Annotated in this window: 11 protein-coding genes; 4 read left to right on the forward strand and 7 right to left on the reverse strand. The window is 45.0% G+C overall.

The window, feature by feature from the left end:
• Positions 1–172 precede the first annotated feature (172 nt).
• Positions 173–2,314: a LamG-like jellyroll fold domain-containing protein gene (locus tag STSP1_RS00605; RefSeq protein WP_085754485.1), complete on the forward strand. Its 2,142-nt coding sequence runs from the start codon at positions 173–175 to the stop codon at positions 2,312–2,314.
• A 41-nt stretch (positions 2,315–2,355) separates the two neighbouring features.
• On the forward strand, positions 2,356–4,536 hold the full coding sequence (locus STSP1_RS00610) for a LamG-like jellyroll fold domain-containing protein (protein ID WP_085754486.1): 2,181 nt from the start codon (positions 2,356–2,358) through the stop codon (positions 4,534–4,536).
• A gap of 116 nt (positions 4,537–4,652) precedes the next feature.
• Here the strand turns inward: STSP1_RS00610 and STSP1_RS00615 are convergent, their stop codons facing one another.
• From STSP1_RS00615 to STSP1_RS00645, 7 genes are all read right to left on the reverse strand, one after another.
• Complete coding sequence (locus tag STSP1_RS00615) at positions 4,653–5,249, reverse strand: hypothetical protein (protein ID WP_085754487.1); 597 nt, start codon at positions 5,247–5,249, stop codon at positions 4,653–4,655.
• Between the two features lie 97 nt (positions 5,250–5,346).
• Entirely contained in the window at positions 5,347–6,108 is a 762-nt protein-coding gene (gene hisF, locus STSP1_RS00620) for an imidazole glycerol phosphate synthase subunit HisF (protein WP_085754488.1), read from the reverse strand.
• A 4-nt stretch (positions 6,109–6,112) separates the two neighbouring features.
• Complete coding sequence (gene hisH, locus STSP1_RS00625) at positions 6,113–6,721, reverse strand: imidazole glycerol phosphate synthase subunit HisH (RefSeq protein ID WP_085754489.1); 609 nt, start codon at positions 6,719–6,721, stop codon at positions 6,113–6,115.
• Between the two features lie 55 nt (positions 6,722–6,776).
• Positions 6,777–7,769, reverse strand: a complete 993-nt coding sequence (locus tag STSP1_RS00630; protein WP_085754490.1) for an aldo/keto reductase — start codon at positions 7,767–7,769, stop codon at positions 6,777–6,779.
• The gene (locus STSP1_RS00635) at positions 7,770–8,597 is read right to left on the reverse strand and encodes a hypothetical protein (protein ID WP_085754491.1); all 828 of its coding nucleotides are present in this window, start codon (positions 8,595–8,597) and stop codon (positions 7,770–7,772) included. It lies immediately after the preceding gene.
• Positions 8,598–8,911: 314 nt separating this feature from the next.
• Positions 8,912–11,050 (reverse strand): metallophosphoesterase family protein, encoded by a 2,139-nt coding sequence (locus tag STSP1_RS00640; protein ID WP_085754492.1) that lies wholly within the window; start codon positions 11,048–11,050, stop codon positions 8,912–8,914.
• Positions 11,051–11,081: 31 nt separating this feature from the next.
• Positions 11,082–12,230, reverse strand: coding sequence for a GntR family transcriptional regulator (locus tag STSP1_RS00645; protein ID WP_085754493.1), 1,149 nt, complete (start codon positions 12,228–12,230; stop codon positions 11,082–11,084).
• Between the two features lie 276 nt (positions 12,231–12,506).
• Here STSP1_RS00645 and STSP1_RS00650 point away from each other — a divergent pair, with 276 nt between their 5' ends.
• Together STSP1_RS00650 and STSP1_RS00655 are read left to right on the forward strand one after the other, a co-directional pair.
• Complete coding sequence (locus STSP1_RS00650; RefSeq protein ID WP_085754494.1) at positions 12,507–13,499, forward strand: HAD family hydrolase; 993 nt, start codon at positions 12,507–12,509, stop codon at positions 13,497–13,499.
• Between the two features lie 11 nt (positions 13,500–13,510).
• Positions 13,511–16,366: an alpha-mannosidase gene (locus tag STSP1_RS00655; RefSeq protein WP_085754495.1), complete on the forward strand. Its 2,856-nt coding sequence runs from the start codon at positions 13,511–13,513 to the stop codon at positions 16,364–16,366.
• The last annotated feature ends 22 nt before the right edge of the window (positions 16,367–16,388 follow it).

Consider the following 16,388-nt stretch of genomic DNA (forward strand, 5'->3'; position numbering starts at 1 on the left):
ATAAATTGCACTTTTTTTAATAAAAAAAATTTTTTTTGTAAATTTTTCAAAGTTATTTGGTTATTCTATTAAAAGGCTTAGTGTAGAACACCTAATTGTAAAAATGAGAGTAGTTGCAGCATTAAGTTGCTGCTTGTGTTAAAATTATTTATCTTTTACGGAGGCATTAATTATGAAAAAAGTGCTTTTAGTTATCTTTAGTTGTTTGGTTGCGGCATCCGCATGGGCAGGGGAGATAGTACCCCAGTTTGATGACGGCGATGCCCTCGTGGATTACACCGCTGCCAGAGATGGAGTTGCAAACCCTGCAGATATCCAAGCTCTGAACCCAGGCAGCACTATCACCTTCGCCGCAAAATTCACCCCTTCAGTGGCCGATGTTACTGAGGAATCAGGTCCTGTGGCTGTAATTGAAACCGGCGGTACTACCTACGGCAGCGGCATTTGGATCTGCAACGGCGAGCTTCATTACGCTTTCAGGGCAAATGTGAGTGGGAATAATGACCGCACGTTTAACGATTTTGAATTTGCTGATGGTGCTGGTGCAGTGAAGATGGGTGATATTGAGGCGGAGCAGGAAGTAAAGGCGTGGGTTTCCCTCGACTTAAACTCAGGGATAGTTCTTTCTTCAGTTAATGGAGTAAAGAGAATTACCTATCTGGACACTTTCCCGGCGTCAACAAATCTTACAGGCAACCGAAGTGTTAGTTTTCTAACAGATGGCAGTATCATTGGCGGTCATATGGGAGGTTTGAACCTCTCAGTTGAGCCTTTGCTTAACGACTCAAATGTATGGGGCATGAACCCCGTGGCAGGGACGTCTCTTAGAGGTCAGATTTTCAGTCAGGTTGTTGACCCAACGCTTCTCCCTAACGACCCAACCCCAGCATCTGCTTCGTTAAATATTGACCCAGACACCTTTACAGAAGTAAGCTTTGATGCTGCTGAAGACCCGGAAAATGCCGGCTCTCAGAATCCTGATGTAACAGGGCATTTTGTAACTTTCTATCGCGGAATGGACGGCGATCCTAATCTTGGCATGACCCCGCTCTATGAAACCTTTGTGCCGGCAGGAGCAGATCCTGTCACAGTGCCTATAAACACTCCTGAAACATTCGAGCTCGAGCTCGGGCAAGAGGTTTTCTGGGGCGTTGAGGAGCAGATCAGCGGAGCTCCGGAAGGCGATCCCGCAAATATAGTTGGGCCTCTGTGGAACTTTGAAACTCTGCCAGCTACGCCGGCCGCTGTTTCTCAGCCTGAAAATGAGGCCGTATTTGAAGGTGAGCAGGCGGTATTTGAGTTTACCTTCACAAGCAAAACTGCTGCGAGTTCAGCATGGTATAAAGAAGGCGAACCAGATTTTGAGCTGCTCCAATCCGACCCCGATATTACAATTGATCTTGCCCAGAACGGTGATGAATTCACCTCAACGCTCTACGTAGATAATGCAGAGATTGCAGACCAAGGCTATTACTACTGCATCGCATCTAACACAGCGGGCGATACTCAGTCTGATTCTGCTTCTCTTGCAATTAAGCGTATGGTTGCATACTGGCCTCTCGACGGAGACTATCAGGACTATTCCGGCGAGGAAAACCATCTCACTCCTTACGCTGACCCGATTGCTGAACAGTGGATTGACGGCGTTAAACCTGCACAGACAGGGCAGGCCCTCGACACTACGGTAAACCGTGAAGCAGCCGCTGCTACTGATCCGTTCATTGCAGCAGAATACACCGACGAGCTCACTATTTCTCTCTGGATCAATTTCCCCGGCTCTGATGACTACCCTGCCGCAGGACACTTCAGAGGTATATGTTCATCCTCGAGTGATAATAATTGGTTCTGGGAAATAGATCAGAGAGATGCCGGCCTGCAGGTTAATGCGCCGGGCTACAATGCATACTCTTATGCCAACCTGCCTCTTGATGAATGGACGCACATTGCATTCACTTCCTCAGCAGACGAAGTGGCAGCGTTCTACATTAACGGTTCGCAGATTGACATCACCGACCCGGGCAGATACAGCATCAATCAAAACAACACCCCCGTTTATTTTGCCAACAATAACGGCACTATAGACACAATGATGGAGGCAAAATTTGATGATGTAAGAATCTACAACTATGCCCTGTCTCCAGAACAACTGGCTGGTGTTTACTATGATGTTACAGGAGAGCAGATTTGTGTGGCTCCGAATGCTGAAAACTTGCAGTTCGATTTTGATGGAGACTGCACGGTCGATATAGACGATCTTGCTGCTGTATCTTTAGACTGGCTGAATGATATGTTATTCCCTGTTGCAGGCGAGTAATCGATTTGTAAGTGTTAATTAAAAATTATGGAGAAAGTAAAATGACGAAAATATATAAAATCCTTGTATTAATGCTTTGTCTTGCCGCGTTCTCAGCAGCTTTTGCTGGGGAAATTGTGCCCGGCTTTGATGATTCGGCAGCGCTTGTTGACTATGCCGAGCGTCAGGTTCAAAACAACGATGATATGCCTGCAATTCAGGGCTCAGGGCTTATGACTCTGGCAGCAAAATTTACCCCTACAGAAGCCGATGTTACCAAAACCGATGGTCCCGTTATCGTTATAGAAGTAGGCGGCACGACTTTTGGAACTGGTGTCTATATTTGTAATGGTATGCTTACATTCTGCTCTAAGGGAGCTAATGGAAGCGGAGGTCTTGGTGTAACTATTGCTGATCTCAACGATACTGACGCATCAGACAGCGCTTTTGCGGTTGCTATGGGGCCGGTTTATGCCGGTGTGGAAACGAGAGCTTTTGCCTCTTTCAACACAAATACCGGCGAGCTGGTAGTTATGATTAACGGAAGGCTCTATGAAGAAACTATATCCGGTACAGTAGGAACGGCTAACCTTACTGGAAGCAAAACTGTGAGCGTATTGAATCAGGTTCCCGGCCCGGGCGAAGACTACGACTACGGTAATATGGGTGGACTCAGCGGTGGTGATTCTCATATTCTGGTAACTTCAAATGATAGCGCAGTTGCTATGGAAACCGAATCAGGCTCTGCTGTAAGAGGACAGATTTTCGAGGATGTTGTTGACTTGGAAACACTCCCGAGAAATCCTCTGCCGGCAAATAATGCTGAAAATATAGACCCTGTTGCTGTAACATCAGTTCAGTTCGATACTGCCGGCGACCCTGCAAATACATCTAACCCGAACCCGAACGTTACAGGGCACTTTGTTACGATCTACTCAACATTTGATCCGACAAATCCAGCCAATAATGTAGCTGCTGTTGACACTTTCGTAGCAGCAGGCAGCGATCCTGTGCAGGTTCCTTACTCATTCAACCTCGGCGATGAGGTATTCTGGCAGGTTGAAGAGCAGGTCGGCGGAGCATCTAAAGGAGACCCAGCCAATATACTCGGCCCGATCTGGGAATTCAAAGCTCTCCCTGCAATTCCAGCAATCACAGCTTCGCCTCAAGATGCCGCTGATTTTCCGGGTTCTGAGATTAGCTTCAGCGCCGCTTTCACAAGCAAATCTTCAGCCAACGTACAGTGGGTGAAAGCAGGAGATCCTGAGATCATTCTTGACGAGAGCGACCCTGATATAACTATCTCCGGATCTCAGCACGGCGACAGCTATACCTCCGGCCTGACTGTTTCAAATATTGAAAAGGCCGATCAGGGCGAATATTTCTGCCGTGCAACCAATGCAGACGGGATCGCAGATTCTGATTATGCAAGGCTCGGCGTTAAGCGGATGATTGGCTACTGGCCTCTCGATGGGGATTATCTGGATTATTCAGGCGATGAGCATCACGCAGACCCGAATACCGCTCCTCTCGCCACGCAGTGGGTTGACGGCGTTGACCCTGCTGTAACAGGGCAGGCCCTCGATACTGAGCCTAATGCACTCGTTGCCGCATCAACTGAGCCGTTCGAGCCGGCAAAATACACAGATGAGCTTTCAATAACTCTCTGGGTTAAATGGAGCGGTGAGCCGAATCCAGATCAATACTACGGCGGTCTTGTTTGCAGCCACGGTCAAAACACTACAGAAAACGGAAACAACTGGTTCTTCGAGCTTACCAATGACGGTCAGCCCTACGCAAATGCACCGGGCTACAATGGCTGGGGCGTTCCGGATGTGCATTATCTCGCACCGGATCAGTGGGCTCAGGTTGCCTTCGTTAATGAAGCTGGAGAAACAGGCAAGTTGTTCGTAAACGGGGCACTTGTTGCCGTTGACGAGACTCATCAGATTACAAAAGCTGAAAATCCGGTTTATCTGATGTGCAGCAATATTGATTCTGCCGGCACTCTGATTCAAACCACTGTCGGCGTGTTTGATGAAATCAAAATGTACAACTATGCCCTAACAACCGATGAGATTGCTCAGCAGTACTACGACATCACAGGGGAAACTTTCTGCAAAGACCCGTATTCTGATGCCTTGATGTACGATTTCGATGGAAACTGCCGTGTGGATCTTGCTGATTTTGCAATATTCGCTCTGGACTGGCAGGAATCAAATCTGTACCCCAAAGTAGAATGATCTCTTGAAGAAATATTCTATAATGAAAGAGCCTTCTCACTTTTTTGAGGAGGCTCTTTTAAGTTACTTTTTACAGCTTTGGGAAATCTGGACAGTTGGAAACTTGGGGGGTTAAATTATTCTATTTTCTCAATATCGAAAGATGTAACCTTGATTATCACCTCATCTGATTTATGCTCTTTCTGGTTCTCTTTCGGCAAAGACCTTGTCTGGTTCAGAGCAATTTCGCTTCCCGGTTCTAAAAGGTTGACTTCGTTGATCCATACATTTTCGCAGTCTATAAGCTTGTCGTCTTTGTAAAATTCAAAATTTAACTTGAGTCTGGTTAAGGCCTTCTTGCCGTTATTTTTCAGCTTGAAAATAACCTTCTCGCGTCTATTGAACTGAGATTCGGCATATTTAATGCCTGATATTGATAAGTTGTTTCTCGCTTTGATAAAGGCCTTGTTCTCCTCAATCTTTTTCTCCAAGTTTCCGCCGCCGAAGCCGGAGGAAAAGCCCTCGCTTAGCTGACTGCCCACCTGCTCTGCGAACTGCTGTATAGCTTTTGTTTTCTCGGCCTCTGTCGCCCCTTCCTCCAGAATAGCGTTGATTTCATCGTAGGCCGCACGAATTTCCGAAGCAAGCTTCGGTTGGGCAGATGCCTTAAAGATGAAGGCTGCTGCTATTACAATGATTGTAATAACGATTGGGCTGTTAATGATTTTCCACATAACAAACTCTCCTTGCAAAAATATATAAATTGTTCAGGCTCTCTTGATCGAAAGCCTGCTCAGTATTTAAAGATTTGAAAGACAACTCTAACTGTATCTATAGTCTAACAGGCACGCCTTTGCTCTTCAAGTATCGTTTTGTCTGCTCGATGGTATATGTTCCGTAATGAAAAACGCTCGCCGCAAGCACGGCCTCTGCTTTTCCCTCCTGCAGAGCCTCTCTGAATGTATCCAGCTCGCCCGCTCCGCCTGAAGCGATTACGGGAATATCAACTGCCTCAGCCACTGCTCTTGTGAGAGGGATATCGTACCCGTCTTTTGTTCCGTCTGCATCCATAGATGTAAGCAGGATCTCGCCTGCTCCGAGCTCTTCTGCCTTTTGAGCCCATCCTATCACTTCAATATCAGTGGGCTCTGTGCCTCCTTTGAGGTGTACGAGCCATTTATCCTTCTTGCTGCTGTACTTCGCATCAATCGCCAGCACAACGCACTGCGCCCCGAAACGCTCAGCCGATTCAGTGAGAATTTCCGGCTTCTTAACCGCCGCAGTATTTATGGAAACCTTATCCGCTCCGCTTCGAAGCAGAACATCGATCTCATCAGCAGAGCCAACGCCCCCGCCCACTGTGAACGGAATGAAAACGTTCTCTGCTACCCTCTCTACCAAGTCCACGATGGTTTTGTTTTTTCTGATAGTGGCAGTGATGTCGAGGAAAACAAGCTCATCAGCGCCTTCGTCGCTGTATTTTTTCCCCAGCTCCACAGGATCGCCTGCGTCGCGCAGATTCAAAAAGTTTACCCCTTTTACAACTCTGTTGTCTTTCACATCCAGGCACGGTATTACTCTTTTGGATAGCATTTTTTTACCTCCTGCAGATCTTTTCGAAATTTTTCAACACTTTCATTCCAAGCCTGCTGCTTTTTTCTGGATGAAACTGAAGTCCGAAGATATTTTCCTTCTGCACGCAGGCGAGCACATCCGTTTCCCCGTATTCAGTCATGGCAGATTTTGCCTGCGGATCTGTTAGAATGGCGTAGTATGAATGAGCGAAATAAAAATATTCTTCTTCTGCGAGCCCATCAAACAGCGGTATCTCAGGGTTGATTCGAACCTGATTCCAGCCCATATGCGGGATTACAAGCCCCTCCGGAAGCCGTTCAACAGCCCCATTTATCATCCCGAGTCCTTCATTAAAACCCAGCTCAGTGCTTGAATCAAAGAGAACCTGATATCCCGAGCAGATCCCCATCAGCGGCTTGCCTTTGGCTGCCTCTTCCTTGAGCAGCTCTCCGCATTCCTCCCCCAGCGCCTTCATTGCATAGCCAAATGCCGCCACGCCCGGAAGGATTATCCCATCTGCGTTTTTGATATCATCAGACAGGTTTGAGAGTCTGTTCTCGCAGCCGATATTGTCAAGTGCGTTGCATACGCTCCTGATATTGCCAACTGAATAATCTATAACTGTTATCATATTGTTTGCCTTGTAAATGCCTGCTTTCGATGTATGTATTTTACAGTATCAGTGTTTAATCTGAGAGTATATTTTCTATTTTGTTGAGCTCTTCATCGCTGAACGGTTCAGCTTTTTTGAATTTGAGGCTGTCTAAAATCTGCTCAGGCCGGCTTGCTCCAACAATAGCGCTGCATACGCAATCATCTCTGGTTGCCCACTGCAAAGCCATTTGCGCCAGCGTTTGAGACCGCTGCCGGGCAAGTTTGTTGAGCTTTTTGATTTTCTCCAAAAGCTCCGGCGTAATTTTATCCCTTGAGAGAAATGTCCCCTCTCTGGCCGCTCTTGAGCCCTCAGGTATGCCATTTAGGTATTTGTCTGTAAGCAGCCCCTGAGCGAGCGGACTGAAGACAACTGCTCCCTTGCCTTTGGCCTTTAATATTTCCCAAAGGCGAAGGTTTTCGGGAGTTCTGTCCAGCATTGAGTAGTTGATCTGATGAACGAGAAGGGGAGTTCCCAGCTCTTCGAATAATTCTAAAGCTTTTACAGTGCCCTCTATCTTGTATTTTGAGATTCCCGGGTAAAGAGCTTTGCCGGCCTTAACCGAATCGCTTACGGCCTGTATTGTTTCCTCAATCGGTGTTTCCGGGTCAGGCCGATGTGTGTAGAAGATGTCAACGTAATCCAGTCCAAGCCGCTCAAGGCTCTGGTCTAACGAGGCTTTGAGATGTTTCTTTGAGCCCCAGTTCCCGTAAGGCCCGTCCCACATCGGATGGCCGGCCTTCGTGGATACAACAATTTCGTCCCTGTATCTCCCCAGCTCCTCGCGAAGAATCTTCCCAAACCTCTGCTCTGCCGCTCCGGGCGGAGGGCCGTAATTGTTGGCAAGATCAAAGTGGGTGATGCCGTTATCAAAGGCTGTTAATACTATCTTCTTTGATTTTTCGTAATCGTCTTCTTGTCCGAAGTTGTGCCAAAGCCCCAGCGATAAAGGCGGCAGCTTAAGCCCGCTTTTTCCGCACCTCACATAGTCTAATTTATTGTATCTCTCGCTGTCTGCTGTATGCATTTATGCTCCCGAGAAGTTCCCATATGAATATTTTCTAACTGCGGTTTGCAGAAGTATATAATTTTTTCCGTTGTATTCAGTAGCGATTCCTGTTATGCGGAAAAGCGGTCGGAACGGCAGCCGGCTTATCCTGCCCATCACCTTTGCCATCTTGCCGGATTTAACTACCCTGAATTCTTGTGAGCCGAGTTTGCGTCCCATGTGCTGCGTGCGAAAAACAAGGCCTTCACCAGTTTGTTCAAACTTGCCGGTAAGCCCTGCCTCAATGTGGTTGGGATTGATGTTTTGAAAAATTTTGGTTTGTTCGGAAGAAATCGGTGATTGCTTTTTGAGCTTTTCAAGCTGCTCCACCGGCAAAAGCGAATCGTTCTCTTTCTCCTTATCATTTTGCATTTCTTGTTCGTCCGGTTTTTGGTTTTGACGCTCTTCGCTTTTTATTTCCTCGTCCAAAGGCATAACGGAGTTTATAAACAGAAGATTTTCTTCGTCGTATTTTGTTATAATCCCCCAAACCTTTACTTCAATGCTTTCTTTCTTTTCGGCTTTGAGGTGTTTTTCTATCTGCTCAAGTATGTTGCAGGGCAGAAGCTTCACCTTTCTGCCGGAAAAAATAACGCCCGAGGGGTCTTTAATGTCTTTTGCAGGCTTAAATACATATGTGTTGTCGGATTTGCTGAAGGAAATCTTCCCCTTCGCAGAGCTAAGGGCATACCCGTCGTTCACCAGAGTTTTCAGTGTAAACCCTGAATCATCCGCCTTGCTGCTTTGCCCCTCATCTGCCGGGCATAAAACAGCAGCTGCAAATATTAAAATTGAAATGATTCTCATCTAATCTCTCCTTGGCTGAAAAATTGCGGCATTAAATAATCTAACCACTTTTGAATATATTATATCTCTCCCGAGGAAAGTCAAAAAGAATAGTATGTTTAAGGACTGTCCAATCACGGGTGCTGAATCCTGAAAGTTTTTGTCGATTGGGAAGGGGGATTATGAAAAGTACTTTGCAGCCTCAATTACAGTCTTAAATTTTTCAAGCTGGAACTAATAAAATGACTGTGTGAGGAAGCCGGTTTCAAAACGGTATCGCCTTGTTAAAACTTCAATGATTTTTTGAGTATTTTTTGGCCTTGTGATAATTTATTTTAGAATTTAATTACAGCAAGGCCTTCTTCAAGTATTTCCGCTCCGAATATGTTTGGAGCGAAGGTTTCGAAATTCAACTTGCCCATATTTATAAAATTCGAAGCTCCTTGGCGTACATTGGCAAACTTCACCTCGTGATATTCGCCCTTTAACTCTTCCACATAAATCCTGATTTCCCTTGTTTTGGGGTTGTAGGGCTGAATGCGGCACTTGCTGATTCCCTTCATCCTGTGAACGTAGGGAACATCTATTTTTTTAAGCGGCACTATAATAATCTCATTATTCTCTGAGAATTTGTTTCTTATCGGGCCTACCTTAATTTCGCCGTTTTCGAGATATTCAGCAGGAGCATTTCTTACCTGCCATTTTAATCCTGTTTGTTTTATCGTCCACGTAAGTCTGTAATCTGCCGGAGTGGATACATTAACAGTTTCTCTTGCGTTTATGTTTTGTCCCAGTTTGAATTTTTTAATCTCCCCATTTTTTAACCCAGCCTTATAAGATCTGTCATTGATTCTTACCTTGAAATTGTCTCCCGGGTTGCCGACGGAGGCTTGTTCAACAGCAAATTTATAGACCTTTACGGGCATAGTATGTTCAGTGATTTTTGCCTCTACGGCGAGGTTGATCACATTCGAGGAATCATCATCGCCGTACATCCCGAAACCTTTTAGGGAATCTGGTACTGTGAATATGCTTTTAATAATTGTTTTTCCGGTATCAATCGCTTTGGGTTTGACTTTTTTGGTATGGATGAGATTCCCATTTGTGTCATAAATCCTGAAAATAAGCCCGCATTTCGCTCCGTATTTCTCAGCCTTCATCTCTGCAGAGGCCTTATAGGTTTGCCCGGGCATAATCTGATAATATTCGTAATATGCGCCTCTTTTAGGGGAATGCAATGATCTTTTAGTTATGTTTTCTCCAAGAGGCAAAAGCTCTATTCCTTCTTCTATAAAACGTATCCCGTCAATTTCTCCTTCGACTGTCTTCTTCGGAGATATTGAGATTCCCGGTATTAACCGGCCTTTAGACCAGCCTTCTTTATTCTCTGATGTGATTGAAAGATTCTGGTTTTCATTGAATGCCCCGCCTTTGCAGGGAGCAAGGACTAATTGCTGCTCATTTTTTCCTGAGCCGATGTGATGCTGGAATGCTTCAACTTTCTGTCCGTCTCTTGAACAGCCCATTCCCCAGCTTACAGCCGCACTGGTCTCAGGATTGTAGGAAGTTTTAAGTTTCATTGTTTTTGTGAGGTGTTTGTAACCGGGCTTTTCGTCGAAGAATTCTTTTGCGGTTGCGTCATAGGCTTTAACAGTGAAATGATTTTTGCCGATTTCAAAATAGATTCCGCCTATGTGGTGTCTGAAGTCTTTGTTGAAAGAAGGGGAGAAGCCGCCAATCCGGCCGTTGGAAACGTAGAATCTATCATTCTTTTCTACGAGCTCCCATGTGTGATTGTGCCCGTGCATCCACGCTATTACATTGGGGTAAGAGTCTAGCAGCTTCAAAACTTCATCGCTGTTGGCTACCATTCTGTATATCTTGCTGTCATGAGAAGATGTTGTATCTTTCAGAGAGTTGTGAGTGAAGATTACTGTTGTTTTGTCTTTATTCAGTTTGAGGTCTAATTTCAGCCACTCAATGCTCTCGTGAGTTACGAGGTTTGGGGTTATAAGTTGAGGAAGGCAGATAAAATGAATTCCCTGCAAATCGAAGCTGTAGTAAGGGCGGCATGTTATGCTCGAGAGTGCCATCGTTCTTTTTTCGCTGTCAACACCGTTGAAAGTTACGGTTTCGTGATTTCCCGCTGCAACGTGAAACGGCAGATAATTTGCTCCTCCCTGTATTATTTCCGTCCAGTCTGCACGAGCCCTATCGTCTGCGTCGCTGTGATGAATATCGCCTGTATCAATGAAAAGATCCAGATCAGGGAATCTATACATTATGTGTTTTACACCGTGGGCTATAGTTGAATTTGAAGGCTGAGCAGGGTGCTTCCAGCCGAAGTGGGAATCAGAAACAATAAAACACTTAAACGGTTTCTGATTTGAGCTCGCCTTCGATATAGCCGGGCAGGCTAATGCAAATATTATCAGGATTGAAACTGCTGAAAATGCTGCACTTTTTCTTGTCATCGCTTGATCTCCTTAAAAATATAAAATATTCTTATTTTCTCAGGCTGCTTTCTCTTACTATCAGGTTTACCGGAAGGACTCTGTGGATGGGCTTAGGCAATATGCCGAGCATTTTTTCGTAGAGGATTTTGGCAGATTCGTATCCAACTTTTTCAAGGTTCTGATCAACGCTTGTAAGCGGTACTGAGAGCCTTTGGGCAAAAGGAAGGTTGCTTATCCCTGCAATAAACACATCTTCGGCGATTTTAAGACCGAATTTTTCGCAGGCATAGTAAACCCCTCTAGCCACATAGTCGTTGCCCGCAAATATTGAATATTTTTCTTCTTTGATATTCATGAAAAAGTTTTTGGCGTTTTCAATATGGCTCTTGTTGTAATCGTCGGAGTGAGTGGCAAGTTCTGTTTCAGATGAGCCCACCTTGAAGAGGTATTTCTCTGTCTCTGTGTAGTTGAATTCGTTCATGGCGGTTCTCCACCCTTTAACCCATTGCCTGCAAGAGCTTGGCTCATCAATCGTTCCAATATGGTAAACAGGCAGGCCCTGTTCCTGGAGAAGGTGCTTTGTGGCCTGATAAGCTGCAGAGTAGTGATCTGAACAAACAGAGCAGGCTTCAATGCCCTCAATGATTCTGTCTATAAAAACTGCTTCAATGCCTGAGTTTATCGCATCTAACACAGCCTGACGGCATTTCGGCATTTCATACGGGATTATCAGCAGACCGTTAATATCGTTGCCCGAGTGTTTTATTGAGTCTATGAATTTTTCGTAGTCGTTGTCTGCGTCAGAAATTATGCAGTCAATATTGTTTTGTTCTGCAAATTCATTTATCCCCTTGGATATGGAAACTGAGAAGGGGTCGGCAAACATCCGTATGAAAGAAATGCTGGTGATTTTATCATTTCCCGCTCTATGGCCGGAATTTTTTATAACCACCGGCTTTTTGTTCGGGATGCATTTGATAAGCCCTTCCTTTTCCAGCAGTTTGAGGGCATTGTTAATTGTCCTGTAGTTTACATTAAACTGCTCGGCCAGCGAAGATTTCCCCGGGAGGTTGGCCCCGGGCTGTAAATCTCCAGACTCAATCATTGTTGAAAGGTGCCTCCTGATCTGCTCATACAGAGGCTGCTCTTTTTTAGGAGTTCTAGTTATGGGCTGCTGAGGATTAAGGTTTTCGTCCATAAAATATACTGTTTATAAATTAAATAATTTTTGCTTTTAGATAATCTTATGATAGTAGAATATACAAAGTAATCAAGAAAATAATGCAAAAAAAGTGCAAACAATTTATGTTTAGGTTGTGCTGTTTTCAAGGATTAGCTGCTTTATGTAGATTATGTGAGATTTTTCTGCTTAGATTTGCAATTTATTTGTATTTCTTCCTTGTTTTTTAAATACTTTTTTTGTAATATTATTTTTACTAACATTAGAATAAGTTTTTAACTACGGAGATATTCTGTGCGAGAATTTAATGAGATTGTAATTCCTGATTTGGGCAGTTTCGGCAAAGACAGCGGCCTGCAGAAGCTTGATATTTGTTCCGCCGGCAGGTTTGCTGTCGGCTCGAACGGTGTGCAGACGATTGCTGCCACTGGAGATGGTAAAGTCGAATTCATTGCCTTTGAAAACAAATCAATAGCATTTGTTAGATCTTCAATGGGCTATCCTGCGTATTATCCGGTAGAACCGGCAGGCATTGATAAGCCATTGAAAGCAGTGCTTATGGACTTGGACGGGACGAGCGTTAGGAGTGAATCGTTTTGGATTTGGATAATTCAACAAACCACCGCAAGCCTTCTTGGAAACCCTAATTTTGAGCTAGAAGATGAGGATTTGCCCTATGTCTCCGGCCACAGTGTCTCGGAACATTTGAAATACTGCGTAAATAAATACTGTCCGGATAAAAGCGTAGAGCAGGCGAGGGAGTTTTATTTCAAGCATACACACGAAGAGATGGAGCTCATTGTTCAGGGAAGGGGCAGAAAAGATGCATTTACGCCATCTCCCGGTATTAAAGAATTCCTGCTGAAGCTCAAAGAGGCCAACCTGAAAATCGGTCTGGTAACATCAGGTCTATACGAAAAGGCATGGCCGGAGATTCTATCGGCTTTCAGGCAGCTTGATATGCCGGACCCCAAAAACTTCTACGACGCAATTATCACTGCTGGCTTCCCGCTCAGAAAAGGCTCTGCAGGAACACTCGGAGAACTTTCGCCAAAGCCTCACCCATGGCTTTATGCGGAAGTTGCAAGAGTAGGGTTGGGGCTGGAGCCCTCGGAAAGACGAAGCGTAATTGGAATAGAAGATTCTGGTGCCGGCGTTTGCTCTATAAGGCTGGCAGGTTTCGCTGCTTTCGGCCTAGCAGATGGAAATATAATTGAAAGCGGAACAAAAGCTCTTTGCGAGCATTACTGCGATAATTTTGAAGAAATTGAAAGTTTGATTTTATAAGAGGTTTTTTTATGTCTGACAAAAATTACAAAATGCATGTGATCAGCGGCACCCACTGGGACAGAGAATGGAGGCACACTTCAGAGCAGTCCAAGCCCAGGCTGGTAGAGCTCGTTGATACGATGATGGATGTGCTTGAGAAAAATGAAGATTACAAGGCATTTTGTCTTGACGGCGGAATGGTCGTGCTGGAAGATTATTTTACTGTTCGACCGGAAAATTACGACCGGCTCTCAAAGCTCATAAAAGATGGAAGAGTTCAGCTGGTAAACTGGTACACGCTCCCGGAAACATTTACAGTTGCACCTGAAGCCCTTATCAGGAATATACAGAAGGGACAGCAGATGGCTGATGAATTTGGCGGAGCTATTGATTCGGGCTACACAGCCACAGGGTACGGCCAAACTTCTCAGCTGCCTCAGATCTACAAGGGGTTTGATATAAACAGCGCTATCTTCTACCGCGGAACAACAAAGCATACATTAGAGCCTCTTTTTGAGTGGGAAGGTAAAGACGGCACCAAGATTTACACCCTCAGGGCTTTTGATGAGGTTACTCGAACCAACTGGTTCTTCTACGTCCATCAGCCTTTGGTTACAGGCAAGCCTCCTCGAACTCTCGGCTATGAGTACAATCCTGAGCACATACCATCACATATGTGCGATCAGGAATATTATGTTAGAGCAATAAAACTTCTTAGAGAAGAATACGCATACAACAAAGATCCCGAGGCCCTTAAAAAGGCTTTGGAAGACATAAAGGAGCAGGCTGCACCTTACGTTATAGGCAATCATTATCTGGCAATGAACCTTGAGGATAACGATGTGCCTTTCCCGCTTCTGCCTGAGATGATCAAAGATCTCAACGAGGTTTCTGATGATATTGAAATTGTACAGGACACCTTGGATGAGTATATGGAGAATATTATAGAGGAGTCTAAGCAGAGAAATCTGCCAGTTCATCAGGGAGAGCTCAGATATACAGCAGTTGAGCCGGGCTTTAACGGCCTGCTTGGAGCTACTCACTCCTCAAGAATGAAGCTCAAGATTAAGAATGAAGAAGTGGAAACAAAGCTTCTATACCACGCAGAGCCGCTTGCATCAGTGTTTTATATGATGGGCGGGGAATACCCCCAGCAGATTATGAAAAGGGCATGGAGACATCTGCTCTTAAACCACGCTCACGACAGCATCTGCGGGGCAGCAGTGGATCAGGCTCATGAGGATATGATGTACAATTTCTCGGTTGCTCAAACCGTAGCCGAGGAGATTACCTCAAGAAGTGTCGAGGAGATTTACAAAAAGATTGATACTGTTTCTGATTTCCAGCAGGATGATCATACAATCGTTTTGTTTAATAATCTTCCGTTTGCAAGAAAGAAAGTTGTTCAGCTCGTCATTGATCTGCCCAAGTTCAAAACAGGCGGAGATATGGTTGACCCCTGCAGCGGCATAGGAGCAGAGGAAGACGATAGGGAAATAGACTTCTTCGATATCGTTGACAGCAGCGGCAATAAAATTGATTACACCGTCATCAGCAAAGATGACATCAAGATGGCCATAGACCGCAAAATGGACACTTCAGGAATTAAGAGCTCTTTTATTAGAAGAAGGATTCTTCTGCACGCTGAGGTCCCTGCAATGGGATATGCTGCCTATGCTTTAAGACCTCGAGAAAGAGAATATGCGCCTCATCCACAGATTGGCGAAGACAGAAAGCTTTTGGCAAGGGATGGAATACTCGAAAACGAAAACATTAAAGTTCAGGTTAATTCCAACGGTACTTTCTCAATGCTCGATAAGAAAACCGGACATAAGATGGATAACCTGCATTACTTCACTGATAACGGTGAAGTTGGGAGTGCTCATTTAAGCAGCGTTCCACAGAGGGGTTCTGTGCAGACCAGTCTTGGAGAGCCCTGTAGAATATCTATATCAGAATCAAATGGACTGAGGGGCGTAATCTGCATTGAAACTCAGATTACAATTCCAGCAGGAGCTACTGCCCCTGGGGACGATCGCCTGACCGAGCAGAGCGTGGTTCCTATCACAACATGGCTTACGCTTGAGAAGGAAAGTGAATATCTAAAGATAAAAACAAAGCTGACTAACAACGCACGGGACCACAGATTGCGTGTGAATTTCCCAACTAACATCTATACCGACTATGCTGATGTTGAGAATGCATTTGCTGTTGACAAGAGAACGATAAAATGGGAAGACACCAAAGAAAACTGGGAAGGATTCTATCCGTTCAATCCGATGCAGAATTTCGTTGATGTAAGCGATGGAAAAATCGGACTTGCTGTTCTCAACAAGGGTATCAGGGAGTATGAAGTTAAAGACGACCCCCAGAGAACCGTGGCGATTACCCTCCTGAGAACACACCGAGCATATATGACCGCAAATTCCGATATGACGCCTGAAGAGCTCGAAAAGCACCGCGGGCAGCATTCACTTGGCACACTTGAGTATGAGTATGCCCTCTTCCCGCACAAGGGAGACTGGCACTCGGCCAATGTTTTACAGAAGGCATACGACCACAAAGTACAGACAATTGCAATCCATGCACTGCCGTATTCAACAGGAGAGCTTCCTTCTTGCAAGAGCTTCTTTGAGATTACTCCTTCAGATAGGATTATGGTTTCCGCACTCACTCAGTCTTCAGATGGCAAAGCTGTCCTGCTGAGGGTTTGGAACAGCTCTGATGAAAAGGCAGATGTGCAAATTAAAACCCCGTTCTCAGATTTCAAAGCCTCAAGAGTGCAGCTTAATGAGAAGCATATTGAAGAAATCAAAAATTCCGGCGGTACTGTTAAATTTGAAATACGTCCGCACGGAATAGAAACACTGCGTTTTGAAAAATAAGCTCAACTTAAAGTTTTCAGGT

Origin of the sequence: Sedimentisphaera salicampi, assembly GCF_002117005.1 — a bacterium.
Lineage (GTDB): Bacteria > Planctomycetota > Phycisphaerae > Sedimentisphaerales > Sedimentisphaeraceae > Sedimentisphaera > Sedimentisphaera salicampi.

Coding starts and splice junctions, on each gene's coding strand:
- STSP1_RS00630 (WP_085754490.1), bottom strand. CDS start 7,769: ATGCATACAGCAGACAGCGAGAGATACAATAAATTAGACTATGTGAGG.
- STSP1_RS00610 (WP_085754486.1), top strand. CDS start 2,356: ATGACGAAAATATATAAAATCCTTGTATTAATGCTTTGTCTTGCCGCG.
- STSP1_RS00615 (WP_085754487.1), bottom strand. CDS start 5,249: ATGTGGAAAATCATTAACAGCCCAATCGTTATTACAATCATTGTAATA.
- STSP1_RS00605 (WP_085754485.1), top strand. CDS start 173: ATGAAAAAAGTGCTTTTAGTTATCTTTAGTTGTTTGGTTGCGGCATCC.
- STSP1_RS00645 (WP_085754493.1), bottom strand. CDS start 12,230: ATGGACGAAAACCTTAATCCTCAGCAGCCCATAACTAGAACTCCTAAA.
- STSP1_RS00655 (WP_085754495.1), top strand. CDS start 13,511: ATGTCTGACAAAAATTACAAAATGCATGTGATCAGCGGCACCCACTGG.
- hisH (WP_085754489.1), bottom strand. CDS start 6,721: ATGATAACAGTTATAGATTATTCAGTTGGCAATATCAGGAGCGTATGC.
- STSP1_RS00640 (WP_085754492.1), bottom strand. CDS start 11,050: ATGACAAGAAAAAGTGCAGCATTTTCAGCAGTTTCAATCCTGATAATA.
- hisF (WP_085754488.1), bottom strand. CDS start 6,108: ATGCTATCCAAAAGAGTAATACCGTGCCTGGATGTGAAAGACAACAGA.
- STSP1_RS00635 (WP_085754491.1), bottom strand. CDS start 8,597: ATGAGAATCATTTCAATTTTAATATTTGCAGCTGCTGTTTTATGCCCG.